Source organism: Caballeronia sp. LZ034LL (genome assembly GCF_031451215.1).
Classification (GTDB): Bacteria; Pseudomonadota; Gammaproteobacteria; order Burkholderiales; family Burkholderiaceae; genus Caballeronia.
Window position 1 is genome coordinate 735,286 of sequence record NZ_JARUXR010000002.1, and the last position, 20,648, is coordinate 755,933.

The 20,648-nt window shown below is 67.2% G+C and carries 20 protein-coding genes; 8 read left to right on the top strand and 12 right to left on the bottom strand.

Going from position 1 to position 20,648, the window contains the following annotated elements; all coding sequences use genetic code 11:
• Positions 1-26: 26 nt before the first annotated feature.
• Positions 27-869 carry a MetQ/NlpA family ABC transporter substrate-binding protein gene (locus QCE83_RS17740; protein ID WP_309813511.1) on the top strand — a complete coding sequence of 281 codons (843 nt, stop codon included), beginning with the start codon at positions 27-29 and terminating at the stop codon, positions 867-869.
• Positions 870-924: 55 nt separating this feature from the next.
• On the opposite strand, the gene QCE83_RS17745 is transcribed toward QCE83_RS17740, so the two are convergent.
• Together QCE83_RS17745 and QCE83_RS17750 are read right to left on the bottom strand one after the other, a co-directional pair.
• Positions 925-1,392: a RidA family protein gene (locus tag QCE83_RS17745; RefSeq protein ID WP_309813514.1), complete on the bottom strand. Its 468-nt coding sequence runs from the start codon at positions 1,390-1,392 to the stop codon at positions 925-927.
• Between the two features lie 165 nt (positions 1,393-1,557).
• Positions 1,558-2,712 carry an alpha-hydroxy acid oxidase gene (locus QCE83_RS17750; protein ID WP_309813517.1) on the bottom strand — a complete coding sequence of 385 codons (1,155 nt, stop codon included), beginning with the start codon at positions 2,710-2,712 and terminating at the stop codon, positions 1,558-1,560.
• Between the two features lie 254 nt (positions 2,713-2,966).
• Between QCE83_RS17750 and QCE83_RS17755 the strand changes: the two genes are divergently transcribed.
• From QCE83_RS17755 to QCE83_RS17785, 7 genes are read left to right on the top strand one after another with little or no spacing between them, the layout of a single operon-like run.
• Positions 2,967-3,779 carry a class II aldolase/adducin family protein gene (locus QCE83_RS17755; protein ID WP_309813520.1) on the top strand — a complete coding sequence of 271 codons (813 nt, stop codon included), beginning with the start codon at positions 2,967-2,969 and terminating at the stop codon, positions 3,777-3,779.
• Complete coding sequence (locus QCE83_RS17760) at positions 3,776-4,756, top strand: ABC transporter substrate-binding protein (RefSeq protein ID WP_309813525.1); 981 nt, start codon at positions 3,776-3,778, stop codon at positions 4,754-4,756. The genes QCE83_RS17755 and QCE83_RS17760 overlap by 4 nt, the downstream gene beginning before the upstream one ends.
• Complete coding sequence (locus tag QCE83_RS17765; protein WP_309813527.1) at positions 4,753-5,601, top strand: ABC transporter permease; 849 nt, start codon at positions 4,753-4,755, stop codon at positions 5,599-5,601. Before QCE83_RS17760 ends, QCE83_RS17765 begins: the two co-directional genes overlap by 4 nt.
• Positions 5,598-6,407, top strand: coding sequence for an ABC transporter ATP-binding protein (locus QCE83_RS17770; protein WP_309813530.1), 810 nt, complete (start codon positions 5,598-5,600; stop codon positions 6,405-6,407). Before QCE83_RS17765 ends, QCE83_RS17770 begins: the two co-directional genes overlap by 4 nt.
• Positions 6,404-7,474, top strand: a complete 1,071-nt coding sequence (locus QCE83_RS17775) for an NAD(P)-dependent oxidoreductase (protein ID WP_309813533.1) — start codon at positions 6,404-6,406, stop codon at positions 7,472-7,474. The genes QCE83_RS17770 and QCE83_RS17775 overlap by 4 nt, the downstream gene beginning before the upstream one ends.
• A gap of 37 nt (positions 7,475-7,511) precedes the next feature.
• Entirely contained in the window at positions 7,512-8,987 is a 1,476-nt protein-coding gene (locus QCE83_RS17780) for an aldehyde dehydrogenase (protein ID WP_309813536.1), read from the top strand.
• A gap of 52 nt (positions 8,988-9,039) precedes the next feature.
• Entirely contained in the window at positions 9,040-10,641 is a 1,602-nt protein-coding gene (locus tag QCE83_RS17785) for an FAD-dependent oxidoreductase (protein ID WP_309813538.1), read from the top strand.
• Between the two features lie 47 nt (positions 10,642-10,688).
• Here QCE83_RS17785 and QCE83_RS17790 read toward each other — a convergent pair whose 3' ends face one another.
• The 10 genes from QCE83_RS17790 to QCE83_RS17835 all read right to left on the bottom strand — a co-directional run bounded on the left by QCE83_RS17790 (position 10,689) and on the right by QCE83_RS17835 (position 20,642).
• The gene (locus QCE83_RS17790) at positions 10,689-11,885 is read right to left on the bottom strand and encodes an ABC transporter substrate-binding protein (protein ID WP_309813541.1); all 1,197 of its coding nucleotides are present in this window, start codon (positions 11,883-11,885) and stop codon (positions 10,689-10,691) included.
• Positions 11,886-11,998: 113 nt separating this feature from the next.
• Positions 11,999-12,637 (bottom strand): peroxiredoxin, encoded by a 639-nt coding sequence (locus QCE83_RS17795; RefSeq protein WP_309813543.1) that lies wholly within the window; start codon positions 12,635-12,637, stop codon positions 11,999-12,001.
• A gap of 59 nt (positions 12,638-12,696) precedes the next feature.
• On the bottom strand, positions 12,697-13,773 hold the full coding sequence (locus tag QCE83_RS17800) for a porin (protein ID WP_309813547.1): 1,077 nt from the start codon (positions 13,771-13,773) through the stop codon (positions 12,697-12,699).
• Positions 13,774-13,835: 62 nt separating this feature from the next.
• Positions 13,836-14,663 carry an ATP-binding cassette domain-containing protein gene (locus QCE83_RS17805; RefSeq protein WP_309813551.1) on the bottom strand — a complete coding sequence of 276 codons (828 nt, stop codon included), beginning with the start codon at positions 14,661-14,663 and terminating at the stop codon, positions 13,836-13,838.
• On the bottom strand, positions 14,650-15,423 hold the full coding sequence (locus QCE83_RS17810; protein ID WP_309813554.1) for an ATP-binding cassette domain-containing protein: 774 nt from the start codon (positions 15,421-15,423) through the stop codon (positions 14,650-14,652). The genes QCE83_RS17805 and QCE83_RS17810 overlap by 14 nt, the downstream gene beginning before the upstream one ends.
• Positions 15,420-16,493, bottom strand: coding sequence for a branched-chain amino acid ABC transporter permease (locus QCE83_RS17815; protein WP_309813557.1), 1,074 nt, complete (start codon positions 16,491-16,493; stop codon positions 15,420-15,422). The genes QCE83_RS17810 and QCE83_RS17815 overlap by 4 nt, the downstream gene beginning before the upstream one ends.
• A 2-nt stretch (positions 16,494-16,495) precedes the next feature.
• Entirely contained in the window at positions 16,496-17,371 is an 876-nt protein-coding gene (locus QCE83_RS17820) for a branched-chain amino acid ABC transporter permease (RefSeq protein WP_309813559.1), read from the bottom strand.
• Between the two features lie 7 nt (positions 17,372-17,378).
• Positions 17,379-18,587, bottom strand: a complete 1,209-nt coding sequence (locus QCE83_RS17825) for an ABC transporter substrate-binding protein (protein ID WP_309813561.1) — start codon at positions 18,585-18,587, stop codon at positions 17,379-17,381.
• 55 nt (positions 18,588-18,642) lie between these two features.
• Positions 18,643-19,344: an enoyl-CoA hydratase/isomerase family protein gene (locus QCE83_RS17830; RefSeq protein ID WP_309813564.1), complete on the bottom strand. Its 702-nt coding sequence runs from the start codon at positions 19,342-19,344 to the stop codon at positions 18,643-18,645.
• An 8-nt stretch (positions 19,345-19,352) separates the two neighbouring features.
• Complete coding sequence (locus QCE83_RS17835) at positions 19,353-20,642, bottom strand: LLM class flavin-dependent oxidoreductase (RefSeq protein WP_309813566.1); 1,290 nt, start codon at positions 20,640-20,642, stop codon at positions 19,353-19,355.
• Positions 20,643-20,648: the final 6 nt, after the last annotated feature.

The following is a 20,648-nucleotide window of genomic DNA, read 5'->3' on the forward strand; positions in this document are numbered from 1 at the left end:
GGGTCACACATTCCGATAGCGCTCACATGGCCCGTCCTCACCGCTTGGCAAGCGCATTGCCTGCCACCTTCGCCGTCCTGGCGCTCGCACTCGGCACACTCGCCGCCACGCCCGCTCGCGCAGCCGATGCGGCCAACACACTCCGCGTAGGTTTCGTTCCCGGCCCCTATGCGGACGAATTCCGGCAAGGCGTCGAACCGCAACTCGTCAGGAAGGGCTACACCGTGCGCTATGTCGAATTCAGCACGGGGCTCGAAGCGAACCAGGCAGTCTATCGGGGCGAGATCGTGGCGGATGTCATGCAGCACAGCGTCTATCTCAAGTCCTATAACGACCGCAACGGCACCGACCTGGTTGGCGTCGTGCAAGTCCCTACGCCGCCGATGGGACTGTTTTCGACCCGGCACCATGCGTTGTCCGAGGTAAAGAAAGGCGCGACCGTCGCTGTTCCCAACGATCCCGTCAATCTGGAACGTGCCCTCAAGATTCTTCAGCGCATCGGCTGGATCCGCATTCGCTCCAACCCGAATCCCGTCGATGTCACGGAGCGCGACGTGATCGACAACCCTGCCGGCATCAAGCTGGTGCTGCTCGAATCCGCGCAGGCGCCGCGCGCGCTGGAAGATGTCGATTTCGCGGCGATTCAGGGCAATTTCGCGGTGTCGAGCGGACATGCGCTGTCGAGCGCGCTCGCGCTCGAACAGATGACGTCGCCCTACGTCAATCAGGTGGTGGTGAAGGCCGCGAATCAGCATTCGAGACAAACCGAGGATATCGTCGCGGCGTATCGTTCGGATGCGTTCCGCCAGGCGATCACGGGTAATCGCGCCTATGACGGCTTCCGCCTGCCGGATTATTTTCCGCACTGAGGTGCGGACGAAAGGGATGCAGCCCGCGCAGGCGGGCGCGAAGTCCTCCGGCGTTTCAGACCGGGCGCACGCCGACCACGGCTCGCAGAATGACCGGCTGCCCCCCGCGCAGCGATACCGCGCCGAACACCGAGCGCGCATGCACGCCGGCCTCGCCCAGCACCTCGACCAGCACGTCCGACGCACCATCGAGCACCTTGGCATGATCTTCGAAAGCGGCGTCCGCATTCACGAAGCCCTGCACCTCGAGCACCTGCCCGACGCGATCGAGCGAGCCGAGTTCATCGCGGAGCACGAGCAAGACTTCGATCGCGGCCTCGCGCGCGAACGCGACGCCGTCCGCCACCGTGAGCGTGTCGCCGAGCCTGCCTTTGGGCGGCTTGTCATCGACCGCGCCACTGGCGGACTTTCCCGAAACGAAGATCAGGTCGCCCCAGCGCGTGGCATTGCGATAATTCGCTCTCGGTTCGTTCGAGGTTCGGCCCGGTTCGATCAGCCGGTTCAGTCGTTCGTCTGCACTCATGGTGTTCCTGAAGGTTGGCGCGTTGCGGGTGCACGCGTGCGTACCCGGCCAGGCATGGTATGCAAGGGCCGCGCGCACGGAAACCAAGCAAGCGTCATATCGATATGAGCGGGCGGTACCTGTTGCATGAGTACGGCGGCAGATCGCCGCTCGCGTCAAACGCAATCACGAGTCGACATCGAGGTGCGAACGCATCAGCTGGTCCGGCGCGGTACAGCCGAGAAGACCGAGCGTGCGCCGCATTTCGTCGCGCAGGATGTCGAGCACGCCCGCCGCGCCGGACTGGCCGTCCGCGGCGACGCCGTAGAGCGGCGCACGTCCCAGCATGACCGCATCGGCACCCAGCGCAAGCGCCTTGACGATATCGGTACCCCGCCGGAAGCCACCGTCAACCAACAGCTTCATTCTGCCTTCGTTGCATTCGGCGATCCGCTCGAGTGCACGCAGCGTATCGATCGCGCCATCGAGCTGACGTCCGCCATGGTTCGAGACCACGATGGCATCGGCGCCGATCTGCTGTGCCCGCTTCGCGTCGCCTTCACACAGCACACCTTTGACCGCCAGTGGCCCGTCCCAGCGCTGCCTGAAATACGCGACGTCGTCCCACGCGAACGACGGGTTCTTGCGATCGCGCACGAATGCTGCGAGTTGCGCTGGCGTGGCTCGCGGGCCCGCGAACTCGCGGAGATTCTCGAAGCCTGGCATGCCGTGGGGCAACCAGGTTGAAAACAGCCAGCGCGGACGCGTCATGCCCTGCCAGACGCTGCGCGGCGTGGTGCGCAGTTCGTGCGCAAAGCCGTTGCGCAGATCGCGTTCACGTTTGCCGGAAAGCAGTGCGTCCACCGTGACGATCAAGGTGGTGTATCCGGCGGCGCGGGCGCGCTCCATCAGACGCTCGGAGAGCCCGCGGTCTCCCCATGGATAGAGCTGAAACCACCGTGGCCCGTTGCTGGCCGCCGCGGCCGCCGCGGCCGCTTCGATCGATACGTTGGATGCGGAGGACAACGCGAAGGCCGCGCCGGCGCCGTGCGCGGCCTTCGCCAGCGCGAGGTCGGCGTCGGGCCAGAAGATGCCGTTGAGGCCGGTGGGACCGACCACGAACGGCACCGCGAGCTGCTCGCCGAACCAGTCGACAGCGGTGGAGCTGACCGGTGACCCCGGCAACAGATCGGGCACGAAACGGTAACGCCTGAACGCCTCGCGATTGGCGCGCAGCGTCGCTTCATCTTCCGCGCCGCCTTCGAGGTAGTCGAATACGACGGATGGCAAGCGGCGTTTCGCACGCGCACGCCAACCATCGATGTTGAACGGAGCAGACATGAACGGGAGTCGCTGAAAAGGCTGGCCAGTTTCGCACAAGCACCGTCGTTGTCGATACCCGCTGGAGAATAAACAAATCAGTTTACGTTTGTTGTATTTCGATAGTCAGCAACCAATAATCGCGTGTCATGCCCGCAAGACGCCCTGGCGCATCAAGGTGGCGCACTGCGACCGCACGCATACCCAAACAATTGCAATAAATCGCAATTATCCAGATCCACTCGCTTCCACAGACACGCCGCCACTCGAAAGCCATGAGTCAATCCGACACGCTCGCACCCGCATTCACCGCCGACCCGCACGAAGAACAGCATCGTCCCTCCCATATCAGCCCCGAGGAATGGCATGCGCGCGTACAACTCGCGGCGAGCTACCGGTTGATGGCTGCGGCCGGCGTCGACGATCTCACTTACAACCATCTCTCGGCGCGCGTTCCGGGCGAGCCGGATCGCTATATCGTCAAGGGCGAGCGTCAACTGTTCCAGCAAGTCACTGCGTCGTCGCTGCTGAAATACGACCTGGACGGCAACAAGCTGAGCGACTCGGCCGACTCGGTGAGTCGCGGCGGCCAGGTCATTCATGCGGGCGTGTTCGAAGCGCGCCCCGACATCCAGGCCGTATTCCACACGCATACCACGGCCAATCTCGCCGTGTCGATGCAGAAGATCGGCCTGCTGCCGCTGAATCAGCACGCGCTGCGCGTCTACAGCCGCACGGGCTACCATCGTTTCGCCGGCTTTGAATTCGATGTCTCCGCGCGCAAGGCGCTGGCCGACAGCCTCGGCGACAAGCTCTTCCTCGTGATGCAGAATCATGGCGCCCTGATTTGCGGGCGCACGATTCCCGAGGCTTACGTGGAGCATCACAACTTCGAATTCGCATGCCGCGCGCAGGTGGCGGCCCTCACTGCAGGCGGCATCGACCAACTGATCGTGCCGCCCGACGACGTCGTTGCTCACGCCACCGCGCAGGTCGAGAAGTTCCTCACGACGATCACCGAAAACAGCCGCGACTGGGGCGCCCTGCTTGCGCTCGCGCGCACGCTCGACCCGGCGTTCGAGCGATGATTCGCCGGTTCAGGCGCTCGCGCGCTCTTTGCCTGGCCGTCGGCGCCACGCTTGCCGCGCTCGCCTCGTACAACACGCAGGCGGCAACCACCCTGACCTATGGTTATATCGCGCCCGTCGCCTATTACTGGGACGTGTTTGCGGCCAAGGCGCTCAGTTACGACGCACAGGAAGGCATCGACATCCGGCCCATGCGGATCGACAGTGCAAGCCAGTCGGTGCAGACGCTGCTGGCCGGCGCGGTGGATGTCCTGTCGACGCCCGCCGAGCTGGCGATTGCCGCGCGCGAAAAGGGCGCCGATGTCACGATGATCGGCGCCGAAACCGCGCGTGCCTCGTTCGCGCTGATCGCCCGGCCGGAGATCACGCGCATCGAGGATCTGCGCGGCAAGACCATCGGCGTCACGCAGATCAACGAAGCGGTGTCGACCATGGTTGCCCTGCTGCTGGAACAGCACGGCCTGAAGCGCGGCGATTATCAGCTGCTCGCCCTGGGCGGCGGTCCGACGCGCTATGCCGCGCTGAGCCGCGGCGCGATCGCGGCGACCGCACTGAGCCAGCCGCAGGACTTCCGTGCGGTGAAAGAGGGATTGACCCATCTCGGCTACACCTTCGAAGCTTTCGACGGGGTCTACATCGTGTTCGCGACACGCGCGCACTGGGCACAGGAGCATCGCACCGACGTGACCGCATTCCTGCGTGCGACGGTGCGCGCCGGACGCTGGCTGCGCGATCAGGCGCACCGCGCGCAGGCGATCGCGATACTGCGCGATGCGATCGGCATCGACGAAGCAGATGCAGCGCGCACGTACGATCTGTACTTCGGCCCTACGGCGGTGATGGCCAGGGACGGCACCTTGCCGGATGCCGACGTGCAACGCTATCTGACGCTGCGCGGCAGCCGGGACGCCCCCGCGCACTATGTGGAGCGCAGCTATTTGCAGCAGGCGCTCAAGGCGTCGGGAGGCGCGCCATGAGCCTGCCTGGCGTCTCGCACGATGCGCTGCGCGGCAAGGTCCGCGGCGGCGCGCAGACGCTCCATCGGAGGCGTTCATGGCCGGGCGCGCGCGGTCCGCTTGCCGGTCGCGCCGCGTCAGTCGTGCTCGGGCTGCTGGTCTGGGAGATCGTCGGGCGCTGGGTGGTCACCAATCCGATCCTGTTCGCGCCGCCTTCGCGCGTCGCGATGGCCGCCTGGCCGCTGCTTCAGAATGGACGGCTGGCGCGCGACATCGCCATCAGTCTTGGCGAGTTCGCGGCAGGCTTCGCGCTTGCGGCCGTGTGCGGGATTGCGGCCGGTGTCGGGCTCGCGCTATCGAGCCGCTGGCGGACCTTCGCCGAGCCGTGGATCGACATCCTGTATTCGAGTCCGCTCGTCGCGCTCATGCCGTTCTTCATCCTTGTTTTCGGCATCGGGATGGCCTCCAAGATCGCCATTGTCACGACCGTGGCGATCATCCCGATTCTCTACAACACATTGAGCGGCGTGCGCGGCGCGGACCCTGCCTGGCTCGACGTCGCGCGCGTCTACCACTGCTCGCGAGCTCAGGTGCTGACACGCATCCTGCTGCCGGCCGCCCTGCCCTCGATCGTCGTGGGACTGCGGCTCGGCATCGGACGCGGACTGACCGGCGTCGCGGTCGGCGAACTCTTCGCGGCGCAGGGCGGCCTCGGCTATCTCATCACGACAGCGGGCCAAAGCTTCGATACGCCCACGCTCCTGCTCGGCGTCGCGCTGTTCTCGCTGATCGGTATCGTGCTGATCTCGCTGCTCGGCCGCATCCGCACCCACGTCGACCGCAACGCACGCGGAGGAATCAGATGACTGACGCCACGCACGGCAAGCCGCCCGCGACGCCGCGCCAGGCGGTGCGCATCCGCAATCTGCATCGGCGCCATCCGGGCCCGGATGGCTCACGGCACGTCGTGTTCGACGGACTGTCGCTGGATATCGCCGAAGGCGAATTTGTCTGCCTGCTCGGAGCGAGCGGCAGCGGCAAGACCACCTTGCTGCGCGCCATCGCCGGTCTGGATCCACTCGACGACGGCGCGATCCACATTGCGCACGCCGGTGACCACGGCGCGTGCGGCTTCGTCTTCCAGCAGGATGCGCTGCTGCCGTGGCGCACGGTTCACGAGAACGTCGTGTTCGGGCTCGAGATGCAGGGCGCCGGGCGCGAAGCACGCGACGCGCGCGGCACGGCCCTGCTCGCGCGGGTGGGCCTCACACGCGTCGCGCGGCATTATCCGGCGACGCTGTCGGGCGGCATGCGCCAGCGCGTGAACCTCGCGCGAGCGCTCGCCGTCGATCCGGCCGTGCTGCTGATGGACGAACCCTTCTCCGCACTCGACGCGCAGACACGCGAAATCATGCAGCGCGAACTGCTCGCGATCTGGGCGCTGCGACGTCAGACCGTGCTGTTCATCACGCATCAGATCGACGAGGCGCTGTATCTCGCCGATCGCATCATCGTGCTCGGGGCGAACGGCCGCGGCGTGGTGGCGGACCTGCGGGTCGACTTTCCGCGCCCCCGCGCGCTGACCGTCAAGCGCAGCGCGCCCTTTCTCGCGTTCGTCGACCGGCTGTGGAACCTGATCGAAGCGGACGTGGTTCGCGCGGCGAGCCTATGACGCGCGCCGTCGTCTTCATGCACGACGATCCCGTGCTGACCGCGCTCTTCGACGCGCTCGAACATGGGTTGCGCACCCACGGCGTCGAGGTCCGGCGCGACACGCTGGACACGGCGCAACTGGCCGACGCTTGCACCTTGCGGACGATCTTCGCCGATGTGGACGTCGCCGTGTTCTCCTCGCGCTCGCGCTGCCCGCGCGCGCTGATCGATGCCGCGCCGCGTCTGCGCGGCATCGTTGCGCCCACTGTCGGCACCGAGACCATCGATGTCGCCGCCGCAAGCGCGCGCGGCGTGCTCGTCGGACATGGCGCGACGCAGGAAAACGTCGTGTCGATGGCCGAGGCCACCGTCATGCTGATGCTCTCGATGCTGTATCGGCCCGACCACACGCAGCAGGTGCTACGCGGCGAACGGCAACGGCCTGATGGCAAGACGCGCCCGCGCTGGGCGCGCACGCTCGCCGGGCGCACTGTCGGTCTGGTCGGCTTCGGACGCATCGGCCGCGCCGTCGCCGCGCGGCTGCAACCGTTCGGCGCAACGATCCTGGCCGCGCGCCGGTCGCACGCGCCCGATGCACCCGACGCGCCCTACGCGCCCTACGCGCCCTGCGTGGAGTTCGTGCCCCTCGACGTCCTGCTCGAACGCAGCGATGTCGTAAGCCTGCATGCGGACGCGCGCGCGGGCGAGCCGCCGCTCATCGATGCCGCCGCGCTCGCGCGCCTGAAACCGGGCGCCATCATGATCAACACCGCGCGAGGCAGCCTGATCGACGAGAAAGCGCTGCATCGCGCACTGCTGGACGGGCCGCTGGGCGCCGCCGCGCTCGATACCTTCGCCGTCGAACCGCTTCCCGCCGACAGCCCGTTACGCCAACTCGACAACGTCTGGCTCACGCCGCATCTCGTCGGCCACACGGAAGAGATGTTCGCTTCTTTTCTGCCGGTCGCGCTTGACAACGTGCTGCGGCTCATCGCCGGCGATCCACCGTCGATGTGCCGCAATCCGGAGGCGTCGACGGCGTTTTACGCACGGCTCGCCACGCTGCGACGCGCACCTGCCGGCTGACCTTTCGATCTCGTTTCTTCAACTCCCGCCCATCACCATGTCCGATACCTTGCAGCGCTTTCGTCTCTACATCGACGGCCAGTTCACCGACGGATCCGGCACCGAACGCCTGACGAGCCTGAATCCCTATCGCGGCGTGCCGTGGGCCAGCGTGCCCGACGCCACCGATGCCGACGTCGACGCCGCCGTGTCCGCGGCCCGACGCGCTTTCGAGAGCGGCCCGTGGTCGCGCACCACGCCGCAGAAGCGCGCGGCCGTGCTGCGCCGTCTTGCCGCGCTGATCGAGCGCGATGCGGAGAAATTCGCGCGCCTCGAAAGCACCGACAACGGCAAGCTGTATCGCGAGATGCTCGGGCAGTGGCGCTATCTGCCCGAATGGCTTTACTACTACGCAGGCCTCGCGGTGAGCGACATCGGCGCGGTGCTGCCGAGCGACAAACCCAATTTCACCGCAGTAACCCGGCGCGAGCCGATCGGCGTCGTCGCGGCCATCACGCCGTGGAACTCGCCGGGCCTGCTGATGCTGTGGAAGCTCGCACCCGCGCTCGCCGCGGGCTGCACGTTCGTCGTGAAGCCCTCGGAACACACGCCCGTCTCGACGGCCGCCTTCGCCGAACTCGTGCACGAGGCCGGCCTGCCGCCGGGCGTCTTCAATGTCGTCACGGGCGGCAGGCGGGTCGGCGAACGGCTGGCCGGCCATCCGGATATCGACAAGATCGCCTTCACCGGCTCGGACGGCGTGGGGCGCGCGATCGCGCAGAGCGCCGCTCAGCACTTCACGCGCGTTTCGCTGGAGCTCGGCGGCAAGTCGCCGCAGATCGTCTTCGCCGACGCCGACATCGGACTCGCCGCGAATGGCGTGATCTCCGGCATCTTCGCCGCCACCGGCCAGACCTGCATGGCCGGTTCGCGCCTGCTGGTGCAGCGCGAGATCGCAGACACCCTGGTCGATGCGATCGTCGAGCGGGCGCGCGGCATCCGCCTGGGCGACCCGACCGACCCGGACACGCAGATGGGCCCGGTGGCCACGCGTCCGCAGTACGACAAGATTCTGTCGCTGGTCGCCGACGCGACCGCACAGGGCGCGCGCATTGCCCATGGCGGCAAGCCCGCCGCGCTGGGCGGCCTGTTCGTCGAGCCGACTGTGCTGACCGGTGTGGACAACCGCATGCGGATCGCGCAGGAGGAAGTGTTCGGGCCCGTGCTCAGCGTGATCCCGTTCGACGATGAGAAAGAAGCCATCGCGCTCGCCAACGACACGCGTTATGGCCTGGCCGCGGGCATCTGGACCGACGACGTGCGCCGCGCGAACCGCGTCGCGCTCAAGGTGCGGGCCGGCAGCGTGTGGATCAATGCGTACCGGACCGTCGGGCCGTTCGCGCCGTTCGGCGGCTTCGGGCACAGCGGTATCGGACGCGAAAACGGGCTCGCGGGACTGGCCGAGTTCCAGGAAGTCAAGACCATCTGGACCGAACTCGAGGGGCAAGCCCGCGACCCATTCACGCTCGGCTGAACGCGGAACGCCGGCCATCCCCTTCCCGCCCATCGACAGGAACCGTTTCATCTTGCAAGACCACTACGACTACATCATCGTCGGCGCAGGCACGGCGGGCTGCGTGCTGGCCGACCGCCTGAGCGCCGACGGCCGCCACGACGTGCTGCTCGTCGAAGACGGACCCCGCGATTCCCTGCCGCTGCTGCACGTGCCGGCCGGCTTCAATTCGGTGGCGTTCGATCCGCGCGTGATCCATGACTACAAGACCTTGCCTGAACCTGGCCTCGACGGCCGCGTGATCGACTACGTGCGCGGCCGCGTGCTGGGCGGTTCGAGCAGCGTCAACGCGATGGTGCATGTGCGCGGCCATCGCGACGACTACGACGGCTGGGAGGCGTCTGGCTGCGCGGGCTGGGGCTGGAACGACGTGCTGCCCTACTTTCGCCGCAGTGAAACACATCCCGACGGCGGCAGCGCCTGGCGCGGCGACGCGGGTCCGCTGCGGCTATCGCGCGCGCAGCGGCATGCGGCGTCAGATGCGTTCCTGCGCGCGATGGCCGAAACCGGTAGCCCGCTGATCGACGACTTCGACGCCGGCGCGCAGGAAGGCGCCGGCTACTACTTCCAGGCGGTCCATCGCGGCAGACGTCAGAGCGCGGCGACCGCCTATCTGCGGCGCGCCCGGTCGCGCGGCAATCTGCATGTGACGACGGCGACGACCGTGCGGCAACTGAGTTTCGACGGGACCCGCGTGGACGGCATCGTGACGGCCACACGCGACGCGGGCGTGCGGACCGTGCGAGCACGGCGCGAAGTGGTGTTGTGCGCCGGTACGGTGGGCAACGTGCTGGTGCTGGAACGCAGTGGCATCGGCGATGCGAAGCGGCTCGCGCGTCTGGGAATCTCCGCCCGCGTCGACGCGCCGGATGTCGGCGAAAACGTGCAGGATCACTACCAGTCGCCGGTCGTCATGCGCGTGCGGCACGGCAATACCCTGAACCCCCTGGGTCGCGGCTGGCGTCTGCCGCTGCAGATCCTGCGCTATGCGCTGCTGCGTGACGGGCTGCTGTCATTCAATGCGATGCAGGCAGGCGGCTTTGTGCGCTCGTCACCGTCGCTCGCGCGTCCTGATCTGCAGATCCTGTTCGCACCGGGTGCGCTCGACCCCGCCACGCATCCACGCCGCTTCACGCGCGAACCGGGGGTGACGGCGATCGTGTATCCGGTGCAGCCGCAATCGCTCGGCAGCATTCACGCGGGCGGCCTGGGCTTGCAGGACGCGCCGGAGATCGTCGGCAATTATCTGACGCACGAGGACGACCGGCGCACGCTGCTGGCGGGCATTGCTCGCCTGCGGCGCATCTTCGCCTCGCCGGCGCTCGCGTCCTACGGGCTCAGCGAACTCGCGCCCGGTCCGGACCTGCGCGACGACGATGCCGTCCTCGCCTTCTGCAAACGCAAGGGTGACTCAGTGCATCATCCGGTCGGCTCGTGCCGGATGGGCGGCGATGCGCGCTCCGTGGTCGATCCTGCGCTGCGCGTCCGAGGCGTGCCCGGACTGCGTATCGCCGATGCGTCGGTGATGCCGCGCATCGTTTCGGCCAACACCAATCCGGCCACGCTGATGATCGCCGAGAAAGGCGCGGACCTCATCCTCGCCGACGCCCGCTGACGCCCTGAAGCGCAGACATGTTTGCGCGCTTCAGGGCACTCAGGGCGTCACTGCGCGAGACGGCCGTCGCTGCCGATGCGAGTCCAGTCGCCGACGCTCGAAAACCTCCGCGCCACGGCGTCGTAGCGATACAGACGATAGGCGCTCGGCCCGTAGTGATCCGTCGGAGTGAAGCGCACCCGTTCGGCGGTCAGGCCACCCGTGTCTACATCGACTGAGTCGAGCGCCGCGTTGAATTGCTGGCGCGTGCAGTCGCCCGGGCAGCGCCGGAGCGCGTCGCCCAGCACCATGCCCATCACCCAGCCAGCAGCGAGGCTGGAGGTCGGCTGCGGAAAATTCGCGGCCGCGACGGCGCGGCGGTATGCATCGACCTGCGGACCGCTGCCGTCGCCGCCGCTCACGTAGCGGCTGTAGCTGTACACGGTCGTGCCCGATCCGGCCGGCGTGGCGTCGCGCAGCACGTCGTCGCCGATGGCCGAATCCATCGAGAGGAAGATGCCGTGGTAATCCGAATGCGTCAGCGCGGGCAGCAGCGCGGCCACTTGCGCACGCCCGAGGCAGTCGGTCACGACGTCCGGGGACGACGCCCTGATGCGCTCGACGATCGCGCGAAAGTCGTGATGTCCGACCGGTACCGTCAGGGTCTCGACGTCGGTGAACCCTTCAGCGCGCGCGACCTTGCCGAGTGTCGAGCAGGCGAGCATCGAGCCCGCCGATTCGAAGCCGACGCACACGAGCCGCTTTCCCGTGGGACTCACCTTGCGCGCGAGATGACCGGCCACTACCGCCGTGACATTGAACGCGAGTCCGACGCCATATGCGTTGGGCTTCGCGGGCGGCAGCACCACGGGCGTGGTCGCGGGGAACGCGGCGATCACCGGCAGCCCGGCCCGCTGGGCAGCCGCGTAAACCGGACCATGCGTGCTCGACATGCCCATGCCTGCAATTCCCGACACGCCGTCATGCGCAAGACTGACGACGGCATCGAGAGACTGCTGCAGATCGCTGCGCGTGTCGCGCACGACGATCTCGACGGGCCGGCCATTTACGCCGCCTGCACGGTTCAGCTGAGCGATGTAGAGATTCAGGCCGTCGAGCGAAGGCTTGATGGTCTGCTGCTCCGATCCCGAAGCATCGACGAGATAGCCGATCCGGTATGGCGCCGGCGCGGCATGCGCGCACGATACGCCGAGCGCGAACACGAGCGCCGGTAGGGCGGGCAGTGAAAAGCCAGGAAGTTTCATGATGGTGGGGCGGGCCTCAGGTCCCGGCAGGCTGGCACGCGTTGCGAGCCATGCAGAGCGCGACGATGGATCGAAAGCACACTGCGCCGCTCGCGGCGGCGCAGAGCCACGTATTATTTGTTCGGCTGCGGCGTGATGCGCAGATACGGCCGCACCGCCTTGTAACCCTTAGGGAATTTCTGCTTGATGACGGCTTCGTCCTGCAGCGACGGCACGATCACCACATCGTCACCCTGCTTCCAGTTGCCCGGCGTCGCCACCGAGTGGTGATCGGTGAGTTGCAGCGAGTCGATCACGCGCAGCACTTCGTCGAAGTTGCGGCCCGTGCTCGCCGGATACGTGATGATGAGGCGCACTTTCCTCTTCGGATCGATGATGAAGAGCGAGCGCACGGTCAAGGTCTCGTTCGCGTTCGGATGGATCATGTCGTAGAGCGTCGCCACCTTGCGATCGCCATCCGCGAGAATCGGGAAACCGACGCTGGCGGCCTGCGTATCGTTGATGTCCTCGATCCAGGCCTTGTGCGACTCCGCGTCGTCGACCGACAGCGCGATGGTCTTCACCTGGCGCTTCTCGAACTCGCCCGCGAGCTTCGCCGTGAGGCCGAGTTCGGTCGTGCAGACCGGCGTGAAGTCGGCCGGATGCGAGAACAGCACACCCCATTTGTCGCCGAGCCACTCATGGAAGCGGATGCGGCCAATGCTTGAATCCTGTTCGAAATCCGGCGCGGTGTCGCCAAGTCGAAGCGTCATGTCAGTTCCTTGCGTGGTGTGGAGGCGAGCGTCGTCGCCCCGGTGTTGAAATGGGAAGATCAGAAGAAGTGATGCACGCCGATGCGCAGGGCTGTCTGGTTCTGGCTGTCCGATGGCGCCAGCAGCGCCAGCGCCGCATGACCGTTGCCGTCCGCATGCTGATAGACGGCCTGGGCATAGACGATGGTGCGCGGCGACAGCGCGTAGATGTCACCCACGCCGAACGCTGCGTAGCGCGTGCCCGTGAGCCACGATGCGTAACCGCCCAGCGTCACGGTATTGGCCGGCGTGAAGTGGATATCCGCGCCGCCTTCCACATTGCGCATGCGTCCTGCCTGCGTCACGGAACTGAGATTCACCTGGGTCAGTACGGCGTGCACGTCGAGATGCCGGTCGATTGCGTACGACGCCGACAAGCCCGCGATCTTCTGGGTCTTCGCGTTGAAGACCGCCCCGCCCGTGAGCGACGTGCCGAGGAAGCTGCCATAGCCGAGTTGCGAGCCGATATCGATCGCGTGGTTGCGCCAGCTGCTGTACACCGCAGACGCCCGCAGCGGACCGTGCATATACGTCACGTTCGCGGACACCACGTGGCCCGGCTGTGTCGTCGTGTCGTCGAGACCGTACAGCACCGCGCCCTTCAGACCCCGGAAATCCGGCGTCGCGTACTTGATCGAATTGTTGATCGAATCGCCGCGAATGCCGATGTTGTCGAGATTCGCCGGGTGGAACAGATAGAACGTGTATTGCAGCGCGCCGTCGGAGCTGAGGCGCAGGGTTTCGGTCGTGAGATCGAGCTGGCGGCCGAGCGTCAGCGCGCCGTAGGGGCTGGCCAGTCCCACCCAGGCAAAGTGACTGAACGCCTCGCCCGCAATCGTCGTGGCGCCGGTGCTGGAGAGAAAACCGTTCTGCAGCGCGAAGATCGCCTTCCAGTTGCCGCCCAGGTCTTCGGTCCCGCGCAGGCCGAAGAAGTCGGGCACGGCCACCGGGCCGACCGACGCCGTGCCATGCCCCTTGATATTGCTCGTGTAGGTCACGCCTTCGTCGAGGCTGCCGTACAGCGTGACACTGCTTTGCGCGTGGGCGGCGGCCGACAGGAGCGTCAACGCGCCGCAGAACAACTTGGTCTTTTTCATCGTTGGTATGGGCAATCGAAAAGAAGGAACGCTCGGTGCACCGGCGCTCCGGAGTCTTCCGGTCAGGCGGGCCGAGGTGCTTCCCGTCCTGGCCGGGCGTGTGCCGCGCCCAGCCGGTACGCATCAAGCAGCCGGGCGCGGCCGCTTGGCTGCTGCGGATCGTCTATCGCGGCCACGGCGCCGTGATGCAGCACCACGGCGCGTTCCGCCTGCGAGAGCACGAGATCCAGGTCATGCTCGATCCACAGCACCGAGAGTCCCTTGCGGCTGCGCGCGATCCGCACCATCTCGCCGATCAGCGGCCGCTCGTCGTGGCTCAGGCCGGAAGCGGGTTCGTCGAGCAACAGGATGTGCGGCTCGCGGATCAGCGCGCGCGCCAGATCGACACGGCGCAGCACGCCGAGCGGCAAGTCGGCGACCGGCGCGGCGAGCACGTCGGTCAGGCCGCACAACTCGGCCATGGCGTGTGCCCGTTCGCGTGCTTCCCGCTCCTCTCGCCGCACGCGCACCGGTAACAGCAGACTGCCCAGCGCATTGACGCTGAAGCGCGGCGTCCAGCCGAGCAGGATGTTGTCGAGCACGCTTCGTTCGCGCACCAGCTTGAGTCCCTGAAACGTACGCCCTACGCCAAGCTGCGCGATGCGATGCGGCGCGAGTCCGTCGATACGCGTAGCGCCGAGGCTGATCGTGCTGCCGGGTTTCGCCGTGTAGATGCCGCCGATGCAGTTGAGAAGCGCCGATTTGCCGGCCCCGTTCGGTCCGATCAGCGCAAGCACTTCGTCTTCATGCAGGTTCAGCGTGACGTCGCGCAGCACCTCGAGGCCGCCGAACGCCAGATTCACGTCCTCGAGATGCAGCGCCGCGCGCGCCTGCGTGTCATTGCGCGGCATGAGCGCCCTCCTTAGGTTGCGCCGGCGCCGCATCTGGGTCGAGGCCGAGCATCAGGTCGTGAATGGTGTCGAGATCGCCTGAACTCAGCGCGTCGAAGCGGCGCATCAGGCGGCCGCGATCGAGCACCACGGCCCGCCCGGCCAGCGCCGCGAGCCACTGCGAGTCGGACTCCGCGACGATCATCGACAAACTGGTTTCGCTGCGCAGCCGCGCGAGCCGGACGCACAAGTCCTCGATCACCGGCACGGCGAGGCCGAGCGTCGGTTCGTCGAGCAGCAGCAGTTGCGGCGAGGCGAGCAGCGCCATGCCGATGCCGAGCATCTGCTGCTCGCCGCCCGACAGGTTGCCCGCGAGCGAGCGGCTCCGTTCGCCGAGCCGCGGGAACCAGCCGAGCACGTCGTCGAGCTTGATGTCGCGATTGCGCGCACGGGCCGCGCCGATGCGCAAGTTTTCCGCCACCGTCAGCAGCGCAAACACCTTGTCACGGTCAGGCACGAGCCGCACACCCTGCGCGATGCGCGTGCCGATCGCACCCGCCGTCAAGGGGATGCCGCCCAGCACGATATCGCCGGACAAGCGCTGCCGGCCCGGCCGGAGTCCCGCCACGGCGGCGAGCACCGAAGTCTTGCCCGCGCCGTTGCTGCCGGCCAGCACCATGCTGTCGCCTCGCTGCAGGTCGAACGAGACTTCGTGCACCGCAAGATCGACGCCGTACGCGACCGACAGCGCCTTCACCTGAAACCATTCAGGGGCGTTCATGCGTCACTCCCGTTCCGATCGGCAGTCGTAGCGGGTTCCGTGGCCGGAATGGCGGCGGGTCCGCGACGACGTAGCAGCGCACCGCGCACGCGCGCCGGTCCATCGAGCAGCGCGAACACCAGGATGCTGCCGAGCAGCATGTTGTCGATACCGGCGAGACGCGACGTGGCATCGATACCGGCCACGCGCAGCAGCGCGGCGATCGCGTCGGGCAACATCACCACCACGTACGACGCGACGATCGCGCCAATCAGGCGTCCCGCGCCGCCCAGGGCCACCACGGTCAGATAAGTGACGGCGAGATGCAGCGTATAACCCGTCGCTTGTACGTTGCCGAGCCGGTAACCATCCACGGCGCCGGAAGCGGCGATGACGGCGGACGTCAAAGCGAACACCGTCAGGCGCGCCCGTACTGCCGAGATGCCGAGCGCGGCGGCGGCTGTCGGCTCCGCGCGCAGCAGGGCCCACTCGCGTCCCACGTGACCGCGCTGCAGCCACGCGAACAGCATCAGGACCACGGCGATCAGCGCGACCGTGAGCGCCCACCAGCGCCACGGCGAATCGATGGCGATGCCGAAGAGATGCGGCGAATCGAGCATGAAACCGCTTGCGTAAGTCAGCTTCAGGTCGAGATCGGTGGCGACGATGGACACCACATGCTGCAGGGCCAGCGTGCCGACCGCGAGATACAGGCCCGACACGCGCAGCGTCAGCAGCGCGACTCCCGCGCCGGACGCGAAACCGAGCACGATCGCCACGCCGATGGCCGGCAGGATCCCGAGCCCCATTTGAGTGGCCAGGATGCCGGACGAGAACGCCCCGATCGCGAGAAACGCCGCCGTGCCCAGCGACGGCAGACCGGCCGATCCCGACAGCACGGTCAGCGCCATTGCGCCGACGGCCATCAGGCCGCCGCTTGCCGCGACATACAGCCCATAGCCGCCGAAGCCGAACGGCGCGGCCAGTGCGAGCAGCACCAGCGAGGTCCACGCCGCGAGGCGCAGCGGCGAGCGCTGCCCTGCCGCGGGCCTGCTGACAGGCGCGAGGGTCCGCAAAGAGGAACTCGACATGATCAGGTCCTTGAAATGCGCTCGATGCGCCCGCTCAATCCGGCGGGCCGCAGTGCGAGCAGCAGCACCAGTAGCAGCACCGGCACGGCGACGCTGTAGCGAGCGTCGAAATACAGGCTCGTGAGGTTCTCGCCGATGGCGAGCACCAAAGCGCCGGCGAGCGCGCCGAGCGGACTGGTCAGCCCGCCCATGATCGCGGCGACGATGCCGGAGAAGCCCACTTCCGCGCCGGTGATCGACACGGCCGAAATCGCGCCCGAAAAGATCCCGGCTACGGCGCTCAGCATGGCCGCGACGATCCATACCGCCGACAGACGGCTCGACGCGGGAATGCCATTGAGCACCGCGAGTTGCCAGTTGCCCGCGATCGCCTGCAATTCGATACCGATGCGCGAGCGGTAGAACACGAGCAACAGTGCCGCGATCAGCACGCCGCCGGTCACGATGATGCCGATACTCACCTGGGAAATCGACGCACCGGCAAATGCGACGCTGCCATGCGCGAACGGCAGTTGCACCGTCTCGCCCGACCAGACCGCCGACATCAGCCCCTGCAGGAAAATGGACACGGCGATCGTCACCACCGTGCCGATGAAGAAGTCGCCGCTCGCCGACACCTGCCGCAGCAGCGCATACAGCACCCAGCCGAGCAACGCGGCCGCGGCCAGCGCCGCCGCGACCGCCAGAGCGAATCCGGCCGGCGTGCTGCCCGCCCATTGCCAGACATAGCGCAGCACGTAGGCGCTCGTCATGCCGATTTCGCCGACGCAAAACATCAGTACGCGGCTGGTGCGATACGCCAGCACGACCGCCAGCGCGAAAAGCGCATAGGTGATCGCGCTGCTCAACAGATCGACGGAGAAAGACAGGCCGTTCATCGCGGATTCATTTCGCCAGTTCGCCGTTGCTGGCGATGCGCTGCCAGCCGCCGACCGGCACGAACTGCCGCTTGCCGGCATCCACGCGATAGAGGCGGTACGCGGACGGTCCGTAGTGATCGGTCGGCGAGAGCGTGAAACGCGTGCCCGTGAGCCCGCCGCTGTCGATGTCCACCTTCTCCAGCGCGGCGCGCAGCGCATCCGGCGCGCAGGCGCCCGCGCACTGCTTGAGCGCTGCCGTCACGACGAGCCCGAGCGCCCAGCCGCCGGCATGACTGGCGTCGTCGTCGGCAAGCTGCGCGGCTTTGAGCGCATTGCGCAACGCGTCGAGCTGCGGGCCGGCGCCGTCACCCGCCGTAACGAACCGCGTGTAGCTGTACACCTCGAGCTTCGAATCGGCCGGCAGCGCGTTGATCACCGTCTTGTCGCCGATCCCGGTATCCATCGACAGGAACACGCCGCGATACGGCGAACGCGCGAGTACCGGCAGCAACGCGGCGAGATGTTCGCGCCCCAGGCAGTCGGTGATCACGTCGGGATTCAGTGCGACCAGCTTGTCGGCGACCGCGCGGAAATCGCGCTGGCCGATGGGCACGGTGAACAGCTCGCCGCGCTGGTAGCCCTCGGCCTTCGCTTGCGCGAGGATCTTGTTGCAGCTCAGGATCGAGCCGGGCACCTCGAACGCGACACACGCGACAGTCTTGCCTTGAGGCCGCACCTGATGCGCGAAGTGACCGCCCACAGTACCCGCCAGGCTCAGTTCCTGACCCAGCCCGAAAGCGTACGGACGGACCGGCGGCAAGACCAGCGGGATGTTGATGGGCGGCGCGGCCAGCACGGGCAGGCCGAGTTTCTGCGCCGCGGCGTAGACCGCCGCATGGGTGTTGCTCGCGCCGAGGCCGAGGATGCCCGAGACGCCTTCGCCCCTCAGCTGTTCGAGCGCCGTCAGCGAACGCTGTGTGTCGCTCTGGATATCGCGCGTGACGATTTCCACCGGACGGCCATTGATGCCGCCCGCGCGATTGAGTTGCGTCACGTATAACTGGAACGCGTCGTAGGTCGGCTTGATCGTGGTCGCCTGCGGCCCCGATGCGTCGACCAGATAGCCGAGCTTGTAGGGCGCCTCAGCGGCGTGCGCGGCGGGTGCGCCGTGAATCAGGCCCGAGAGCAGCGCCAGGCCCGCGAGCGCCGCTCCAATGTGTTGTTTGAGCTGCATGGTCTTTCGTTATGTGATGTTGTTGTGCGAGAGGCGGTCGATGAATGCCGAATCCTTACGGCTTGCCCTGTTCGATCCACGTGGCGAGTTGCCGGACGGCATCGGCGAGCACGGCGTCCTCCGGATAACGAGCCTGCCTTTCGTGATAGCGACGCAGAAGGCGGAGCGCGGACGGCAGATGCCCCGACAGCCTGTCGATCGCTTCGAGGCCGGCTTTTGCCAGTTCGGCGCGCGGCACGACGCGGCTCAGCAATCCGATCGAGCGCGCTTCTTCAGCCGGCACCGGCCGGCCGGTGATGACGAGCTCCTGCGCGATGCGCGGCGCGATGTAGTACGGCGCATAGGCGGCCACGACCAGCGGCGCGAGACCATGATCGATCTCGTCGAAACCGAGCACGGCATCGTCCGCGCCGATCGAAATCGTGCTGTGCAGCGCGATGCCCGAACCGAATCCAAGCGCACGGCCATTGATGAGCGCAATGCTGACGCCGTCGAACGCGCGCAGCGCGGCGTTGGCCTTCAGGATCAGCGTGAGGCTTTGCTCGCGCGTCAGATTCGGCACGCGCTCCTTCTGGTCGCGGCCCACCGTGAAATCAGCGCCATTCGCGTCGATCAGCAGGAAGCGCGCGCGGCTTTCCTGCGCCGCCTGCAATGCCGCGATGTAGTCGGTCATGATCTGGAACGTGATCGCGTTCGAGGTCGCCGGGCTGTCGAACGTGATCCGCGCGACGTCTTCTGTTTTCGTGTACTTCAGCATGATTGGCCTCACAAACCGAGATTGGATCGCAGCGTCGGGCCGTTCGGCTCGCTGCGAAAAAGATTGCGCCGTTGCAGTAGCGGCACCAGTTGGGCGGTCACGGCGCTCAGGCCTTCGGGCAACACGTCGACCATCAGATTGAAGCCGTCGCACGCGCCTTCCGCATGCCACTGTTGCATCGTGTCCGCGACCTGCTCCGGGCTGCCCACGACTTGCAGGTGCCCGCCGCCATTGCGATAGAGAATCTCCCGCACCGTCAGGTCGGCGCGGATGCCCAGTTCAAGGGCCGCGTTGCGGAATCCTTCGGCGCCCCTGAAGGCGCTGTTCGCGCGAATCCGCTCCACCGGCAGTGGCGCATCGAGGTCGAGTTCGCTGACCGGCACGCCGACACGTAGCGCAAGCTTCTTCAGTTCCGCGTCGCCGCCGAGTTCGTCGAGCGCTTGCTTGCGCGCCCGCGCTTCGGCCTCGCTGCCGCCGATGATCGGCAGCAGGCCCGGCAGCACCTTGATGCTGTCCGGATTGCGCCCGAAGGCCTGCGCGCGTGCCCGGATGTCCGCGCGAAACGCTTTCGCGCCGGCCAGCGTGTTCTGCGCGGTAAACACCACGTCGGCGGTACGGGCGGCGAGCGCACGTCCCGCTTCGGAGGAGCCGGCCTGGAACAGCACCGGTGCGCCCTGCGCGGAGCGCGGCAGGGTCGCCGGCCCGCGTACGTCGAAATGCGCGCCGTGATGGTCGATCGCACGCACCTTGGAACCATCGACGTACACGCCGCTTGCCTTGTTGCCGATCAACGCTTCGGGCGACCAGCTGTGCCACAGCGCGCGCACCACGTCGACGAATTCTTCCGCGCGGGCATAGCGTTCGTGGGCCGGCGGCAGCGGCGCGCGACCGAAGTTCGCCGCGACGTCCGGCACGAAGGTCGTGACGACGTTCCAGCCTGCGCGTCCCGCGCTCAACTGGTCGAGCGTCGACACGCGCCGTGCCAGCGAGAACGGATCGCTGAAGGTGGTCGAAGCGGTCGCCACCAGACCCAGATGCGAAGTTGCGCCCGCTATCGAGGCGAGCGCGAGCAGCGGATCCATGGCGCCGAGGTTCGGGCGCTCGAAGTTCTCCTCGCCCACGGACAGCGTATCCGCGAGAAACAGCGCATGCAGGCAGGCCGCTTCGGCGTCGCGTGCGATCTGTTGATAGAACGGCAGGCCGAGCGACGAGAACGCGGCGTCGCGGCGCAAACGCCAGGCCGCCGGATGCATGCCGACGCCCAGCACGACGGCGTTGAGGATGAGACCGGCCGGCATCGCAAG